Source organism: Pseudolactococcus reticulitermitis (assembly GCF_002260845.1).
Taxonomy (GTDB): domain Bacteria; phylum Bacillota; class Bacilli; order Lactobacillales; family Streptococcaceae; genus Pseudolactococcus; species Pseudolactococcus reticulitermitis.
In genome coordinates this window covers 319,515-327,234 of record NZ_BEDT01000003.1, presented here as the reverse complement: position 1 = coordinate 327,234, position 7,720 = coordinate 319,515, and the positions used below count along the sequence as shown (strand labels likewise).

Below are 7,720 nucleotides of genomic sequence, written 5' to 3'. Positions count from 1 at the left end.
TATGTTTTCGATCCTATCTCAAAGCATAAGAGAAGGAATCATGGTGAGTTGGACCAATACTACATGACAGACTGTCATGATCCCATCATTAAACGAGAATTGTTTGAGAAGGTACAAATCGAATTGGCACGCAGGCAAGTACTTATTAATCCGAGGTATTGTTTCAGCAGTAAAATTAAGTGTCGAATCTGTGGCAAAAATTTTAGTAGAAGGAGCCACAAGAAAAATAGTCATAAAGCAACTTTATGGCAATGTACATCAAGAAAAAAATCAAAATTGGGATGCGAAAAAATAGAACTTGATGAGGTTGAGTTGAAAAAAATTTGTGCAGAGATCTTAGCTTTACCAATATTTGATGAGACTACATTTGCGGAAGAGATAAAAAGTATACAGGTTCTCGATGATGCGCATCTAGCATTTGAATTTTACGGAAGGGATAAAAAATTATGGTCAATCAGATAACAAAAATACCGGCTACTCGCCACCCGCATACTTCAAGGTCAATCACTCATCATAGGAAGAAAAAGGTCGCAGCTTACGCCCGTGTTTCGACTGACAATGAAGACCAAGTAACAAGCTACGAGGCACAGATTGATTATTACACGACTTATATCAAAGGGCGTACAGATTGGGACTTTGCGGGTATGTACGCAGACGAGGGGATTACAGCTACCAATACGACAAAACGTGTGAGCTTTAAACAGATGATTACTGATGCCTTGGCAGGTAAAATTGATTTAATCGTAACCAAATCAGTTAGTCGATTTGCCAGAAATACAGTTGACAGTCTGACGACAGTTCGCCAATTGAAAGAAAGTGGGATTGAGATATATTTTGAGAAAGAGAATATCTGGACTTTTGATTCTAAAGGCGAGTTACTGATCACAATAATGAGTTCTTTTGCTCAGGAAGAAAGTCGTTCCATCTCTGAGAACTGTACATGGGGACAAAGAAAACGATTCGCAGATGGCAAAGTAACCGTTCCATTTGGGCAATTTCTAGGCTATGACAGAGGTGAAGATGGCAATCTAGTTTTAAATAAAGCACAAGCTGTTATCATCAGAAAGATTTTCGGCTTATTTTTTAAAGGGTTATCCTTATATGGGATTGCGAAACAACTATCAAAAGAGAAAATTTTAACCCCGGGAGGCAAAGCCATATGGAATGCGAATACGGTTAGAAGAATTCTTACAAATGAAAAATACAAAGGGGATGCCTTACTTCAAAAATCATATACAGTTGATTTTTTGACCAAAAAGAAAAAAGTGAATGAAGGGGAAATTCCTCAATATTATGTTCAAGGCAATCATGAAGCGATTATTTCCTCCGAAGTGTTCGATGCAGTTCAAAGACAATTAGCAATTAGAAGAAAAGACAATGGTCACTATAGTCGTGCAAGCGTGTTTTCAAGCAAATTGAAATGTGGAGATTGTGCTAGTTGGTATGGTTCTAAAGTTTGGCATTCAACAGACAAGTATCGTCGTGTCATCTGGCAATGTAATCACAAATTTTCTGGCAAGGAAAAATGTCAAACACCACATTTTGATGAAGCAGAAATTAAGCAGATATTTATCAATGCCGTCAACAAATTGTTTTCGGATAAGCGTGACATTATTGAAAACTTCAATGTCATCAAGGCAGAATTATTTTCAACTGAAGAACTTGAAAAGAAACAAAAAAATCTAGAAGATGAGGCTATGGTAATTGGAGACATGATTCAAGAGGCGATTTCTGAGAATACAAGAGTTGCCTTGAATCAAGAAGATTATGAACGACAATATAATCATTTAGTTGAAAAATTTGAATTAGTGAGTATGAGACAGAATAAGATAAAAGAAGAACTGATTGAGAAAAAAGTTCACAAGAATCAGGTTGAAAAGTTTTTGAAGGCGCTTGAGAACTTAGATTTGATTACCAAGTTTGATGAAGATTTATGGTGTAGTTTACTTGAACATATCACGATTTACGATAAAGGACAAATCATCAGATTTAAGGATGGAACAGAGATAAGGGAATAATCGAATTGAAGAAAGAACATTTTACTTCAGTAAAAAAATTTTTTCATCGAAACATCTAGCCAAGCAGAATAGAAAGTGATACAATAAAATAGTACCAAGGTAGAATAACAAGACAGCAAGGCACTAAACAAAGGTTTAGTACCTAAAATGTCAGAGTACTACCCAATTTCGCAGAGTATACCCAAATATACTTTGTATCAAAATAAAATCATTGTTAGATGAGGCTCCTATACTGGAAATATGCTACTGCCGCGAAATGTCGAGAGACGCCAAGCTGGTTAAACAAAATAAATCGTGAAGGTTTATTTCAATGTAGCTAGAACATTTTCTTACGCCGTATAGTGCTAAAGTTCAACGATAGGCTAATGTGCGCAGATAAATGATCGAGGAATCTTGTGCATCAACTTATTGTTGATGTACGGATTCCTTTTGTTTTATCTGAATATCTCGTCAGACCAAGCTCGGCCAGCTAGACAGACAAAATATTCAAATCAAACAAAAGTACCTACCATCACAGCCGGTTATGTAACTTAATTTAATACAATGGTTCAACGGAAAGAAAAGGTGTTCATGAGCGTTTATCACCGTAAAAACTTAGGAAAATAGGCAAAGACGCTTTAGCGTCTGCGTATGTTATCTCGTTTTTTAGGTGTTGCTCATGATAAACCGGATTAGAGGTCTAAAAATGGAAAAAAAGACAAAAGCGTTTGAATTACAAAAACTTGCGCTGCAAGCCCCCCAACAATTATTTGCTGATTATCAAACAACATCAGCAGGTCTTAGCACAGCAGATGCCAAAGACCGTCTGGAAACCTATGGCATGAATATCGTGGCATCGCAAAAACCGTTACCTGCCTGGAAAATCTGGCTCAATGCCCTCAAAGATCCCTTTGTTATCGTTTTGATTTTGCTAGCCATCGTCTCTTTCATCACCAATGACATCGAGGCGGTCATCGTCATGAGTTTGATGGTGATTTGTTCGGTCTCTATCAGCTTTTACCAAGAATATACCAGCCAAAAAACCAGTATCAATCTCCGTGAAATGATTGAAAATACAAGTGCTGTCATTCGTGATGGTGCCCGTCAAGAAATCCCCATGGATGAAGTCGTACCTGGTGATATCGTCAAACTCCACACCGGCGACATGATTCCAGCCGATGGTGTGCTGTTGAACTCTAATGACTTGTTTATCAATCAAAGCTCGCTCACAGGCGAATCGCTACCTGTCGAAAAAATGCCTTTGACGGATGACAATCGCGCAGATAATGCCAATAAACCAGCGGTTGATTTGCCAAATCTCTTATTTATGGGAACGGACGTCTTGAGTGGTCAAGGGACCATTCTCATCTTAAAAACTGGGAAAGACACTTTCTTCGGCGACATTGCCAAGAGCGCCACAGGCAGTAAGGCTGAGACGGCCTTTGAAATCGGTCTGAAACGCGTTAGTGCCCTACTTTTGAAGATGATTGCGATTTTATTTCCTATCGTCTTTATCCTCAACGTGATCACTAAACATGATGTCAATAATGCCTTTTTCTTTGCCATTGCCGTAGCGGTTGGTTTAACGCCTGAAATGCTGCCGATGATTGTCAATTCAAATCTGGCCAAAGGTGCGCAAAAACTCGCCAAGGAAAAAGTGATTGTCAAAAAACTGTCAGCCATTCAAAACCTAGGCGCGATGGACATCTTGTGTACGGATAAGACGGGAACAATCACAGAAGACCGCGTCGTCCTCATGCACTATGTCGACCCTTTCGGCAATGAAAACGAGGACGTCCTCAATTATGCCTACCTCAACTCTAAGTATCAAACCGGTTGGCGCAACCTCATGGATGTTGCGGTGCTAGATTACTTCGCCAGCAAGAAAAAGACATTGCCTTTTGACACTGTCAGCAAGATTGACGAAATTCCTTTTGACTTTTCACGTCGGAGACTATCGGTCGCTTTATCTCTGGCTGGTGAGCGGGTGATGATTACCAAAGGTGCCGTTGAAGAAATGGCAGAGGTTTGTTCATCTGTCCTGATCAATGGCGAAAAAGTTGCCCTAACGCCTGACCTCATTGACCAAATGAAAGCGGTCAATATCAAGATGAATCAGGACGGCATGCGCGTGATTACCGTGGCGCAAAAGCCGATTGACAGTGATGTCATTCGCATCGCCGATGAAAATAATCTGACCATCCTAGGCTTTATCGGCTTCCTTGATCCGGCGAAAGAATCAGCGATTACAGCGATTTCATCTCTTCATGCGCATGGTGTGACGGTCAAGGTCCTGACTGGCGATAACGCCATTGTCGCCCAAAAAGTCTGTGCCGATGTCGGTATCGATGCCGAGCGCTACCTCTTGGGTAGCGACATTGACAGCATGAGCGATGCTGAGCTGACTGAGCAAGCAGAAAATCTGCACCTCTTTGCCAAGCTCAACCCCATGCAAAAAGAGCGCGTCATTGGCTTGCTGAAACAAAAAGGTCATACCGTTGGGTTCATGGGAGATGGCATTAATGACGCCCCTTCTTTGAGAACGGCAGATGTTGGTATCTCAGTCGACACGGCAGCGGATATCACGAAAGACGCCAGCACCATTATCCTACTAGAGAAAAGTCTCCAAGTCTTGGAAATCGGGGTTCAAGAAGGTCGTAGCGTCTTCATTAACATGATGAAGTATATCAAAATCACCCTCAGCTCTAATTTTGGCAATGTCTTCTCGATTTTGATTGCCAGTGCTTTCTTGCCATTTCTGCCGATGCTGTCGATGCAACTCCTCGTACAAAATCTGATTTATGATGTGGCGCAACTGGCGATTCCTTGGGACAATGTCGATCCGGAAGAAATTGAAAAACCTGTGACATGGAACATGAAAAACTTACTGCACTTTACATTTTTGATTGGACCAGTCAGCTCAATCTTTGATGTCTTAACGTTTATCTTGCTGTATTTTGGTTTCCATTACAATGTTGTTGCGCTTCAGGGCAATTTCCAAAGTGGCTGGTTTATCGTTGGGCTTATCACGCAAACATTGGCTTTACATATTTTGCGGACGAAAAAAATGCCTTTTATCAAGAGCAATGCCAGCTTCCCAGTTTGGTTTACAACGACGGGTGTGTTTGTTGTCGGTAGCATCGTGAGTCTGACATCTGTTGGTCATTTCTTTGACCTGCACTTACTACCTGTGACTTACTGGCTGATTTTCCCCTTGATTATTATCGGTTATCTCGTGACCCTGCAGTTTGCTAAGATGATTTATCAAAAAAACACGTAAATCTTTAATAACCACTGTAAATTTGATATAATAAGCAATGAAAATAAATATTGAAAAAGAAATCAAGAGGAATTCCTAACATGTCTAAAATCTTAGTTTTTGGTCACCAAAATCCTGATACAGATGCCATTGGCTCATCTTACGCTTTCGCTGAATTGTCACGCTTGCGTGGTCTTGATGCAGAAGTTGTCGCACTTGGTGAAGTCAATGAAGAAACAGCTTTCGCTTTGGACTACTTTGGTGTGACAGCGCCGCGTGTGGTGGTATCTGCTCAAGCAGAAGGTGCGGATACAGTTATCTTAACTGACCACAATGAATTTCAACAGTCTATCTCAGACATTCGCGATGTGACGATTATGGGCGTTGTCGACCATCACCGTGTGGCAAATTTCGAGACAGAAGCACCTTTGTTCATGACTTTGGAGCCAGTTGGTTCAGCATCATCTATCGTTTATCGCCAGTTTAAAGCTGACGGTCGTGAGGTGCCAAAAGCAACAGCTGGTTTGCTCTTGTCAGGTTTGATTTCAGATACTTTGCTCCTCAAATCGCCAACAACGCACCCAACTGACTTTAAAGTCGCTGAGGCATTGGCTGAGATTGCTGGTGTTGACCTTGAAACTTATGGTCTTGCCTTGCTTAAAGCTGGTACGAATTTAGCAACTAAAACAGCCGCAGAACTTATCGACATCGATGCGAAAACATTCGAGCTGAATGGCAATGCTGTTCGTGTTGCGCAAGTCAACACAGTTGATATCGCAGAAGTTTTGGAACGCCAAGATGAGATTGAAGCGGCGATTAACGCTGCGATTGCAGCAAATGGTTATTCTGACTTTGTTTTCATGATTACAGACATTGTCAACTCAAACTCAGAAATCTTGGCTTTGGGACAAAACATTGGCAAAATCGAAGCAGCCTTTGACTTTGAACTGAAAAACAACCATGCCTTCCTAGCAGGTGCCGTGTCACGTAAGAAACAAGTCGTACCGCAATTAACGGAGTCATTTAACAACTAATATAGATAAAAAAGAAAGTGGTGACGAGCCACTTTCTTTATTTGCTTTTCTATAAGCACTAGCAGTAGCGAAAAATTGCACTAGCTGTAACAAAATTTTGTATTAGCTGTAGCAAAAAACTCTATTAGCATCAGCGAAAAATTGTATTAGCGGTAGCAAAAATTTGTATTAAGGACAAACTTCTGCTAGAATGTGTTTACAAACGTAAACGGATTTAAAGGAGCAAAAATGGCTAAAAAATCAAAAATCGCCAAATTTAAAAAACAAGAAGCTTTGGTAGCGCGCTATGCAGCACGTCGCCAAGCCTTGAAAGCAGCAGGAGACATCGAAAGTTTGCGTCAACTACCAATCGACAGCCATCCCAATCGCTTGAAAAATCGTGATTGGCTTGACGGTCGCCCCCATGCCTATATGCGAAAATTCGGTATGAGCCGGATTAACTTTCGCAGGTTAGCCTATCTGGGACAAATCCCGGGTGTTAAAAAATCCAGCTGGTGATGGCTCAAAACAGTCTTACTTGAGATACAACCATTGCACAGATTAATTAAGGTATTAAAAAATCCTGTCGACGTTCAGGATTTTTTGGGTAGGACGAAATAGGCGTCGTTAATGTTGTCGACGGTAACGGGCATCTGGTAGAAATCGCTCAGCAGAGGGGCGGTCAGTAGTTCGGCAGGGGTGCCGCTATCGAAAACCTCGCCATCGCGTAGGAGTAACACTTTCTGAAAATCAGTCGTGATTTCGTCGGGATGATGCGTAATATAAAGTAGTGTCGGGCCATTTTTGAGTTGCGTGATATGATGGAGTTTTTCGAGGAGACGTGCTTTGGCAAAGAGATCTAAGCCACTCGTCGCCTCGTCTAATATCAAAATTTGAGGGTTAATCATCAGACTACGCGCAATCAGAAGTAGCTGTTTTTCGCCTTGAGATAAGGTGCCATAGATACGACCAATCAAGTGTTCGGCACCGATTTGGTGCATGAGCGCTCTCGCTTCATCTAAGTCAGCTTCTGAAAATTCCCGATAGAGCATGGACGAATTATAGCGCCCAGTCAAAACAAGATTTTCAGCGACGATGTCGGGTCTGAAACGCTCCGCGATGAAAGAGCCAACGATGCCGATTTTAGCACGGAGTTCAGGAATGCGGTCAATGCCGAACCGTGTACCAAGGACCGTCAATTCGCCGTTTGTCTTCCAATTTTCAGCCATAATTAATTTTAAAAGACTAGATTTACCAGAGCCATTTAGCCCTAGAATCGCCCAGTGTTCATTTTTTTCAACCGTCCAGTTGATATTTTTCAAAATATGGTGCTGATTTCTGACAAAATCAACAGCTGTCAGTTCAATTATCGCCATAGACCACCTATTCCCGCGCTAATTTTATGCGCTAACCACTATCATTCTTATTTTAATTATTATACAATAATATCA

The 7,720-nt window shown here is 41.2% G+C and carries 6 protein-coding genes and 1 riboswitch; of the genes, 5 read left to right on the top strand and 1 reads right to left on the bottom strand.

What is annotated here, in order from left to right; translation table 11 throughout:
- The 5 genes from RsY01_RS07590 to rpsN all read left to right on the top strand — a co-directional run.
- A partial coding sequence (locus RsY01_RS07590) for a recombinase zinc beta ribbon domain-containing protein (RefSeq protein WP_238594962.1) occupies window positions 1-462 on the top strand: 462 nt, incomplete at its 5' end.
- Window positions 447-2,018 (top strand): recombinase family protein, encoded by a 1,572-nt coding sequence (locus tag RsY01_RS07585; protein ID WP_094784953.1) that lies wholly within the window; start codon window positions 447-449, stop codon window positions 2,016-2,018. The genes RsY01_RS07590 and RsY01_RS07585, both read left to right, overlap by 16 nt.
- Before the next feature lie 203 nt (window positions 2,019-2,221).
- A riboswitch (M-box (ykoK) riboswitch) is annotated at window positions 2,222-2,388 on the top strand.
- A gap of 315 nt (window positions 2,389-2,703) precedes the next feature.
- Window positions 2,704-5,277, top strand: coding sequence for a magnesium-translocating P-type ATPase (gene mgtA, locus RsY01_RS07580; RefSeq protein WP_094784952.1), 2,574 nt, complete (start codon window positions 2,704-2,706; stop codon window positions 5,275-5,277).
- Between the two features lie 80 nt (window positions 5,278-5,357).
- Window positions 5,358-6,290, top strand: coding sequence for a manganese-dependent inorganic pyrophosphatase (locus RsY01_RS07575; protein ID WP_094784951.1), 933 nt, complete (start codon window positions 5,358-5,360; stop codon window positions 6,288-6,290).
- 228 nt (window positions 6,291-6,518) lie between these two features.
- Entirely contained in the window at window positions 6,519-6,788 is a 270-nt protein-coding gene (rpsN, locus tag RsY01_RS07570; protein ID WP_094784950.1) for a 30S ribosomal protein S14, read from the top strand.
- A gap of 74 nt (window positions 6,789-6,862) precedes the next feature.
- Here the strand turns inward: rpsN and RsY01_RS07565 are convergent, their stop codons facing one another.
- Window positions 6,863-7,645, bottom strand: coding sequence for an ABC transporter ATP-binding protein (locus tag RsY01_RS07565; protein WP_094784949.1), 783 nt, complete (start codon window positions 7,643-7,645; stop codon window positions 6,863-6,865).
- Window positions 7,646-7,720 lie beyond the last annotated feature (75 nt).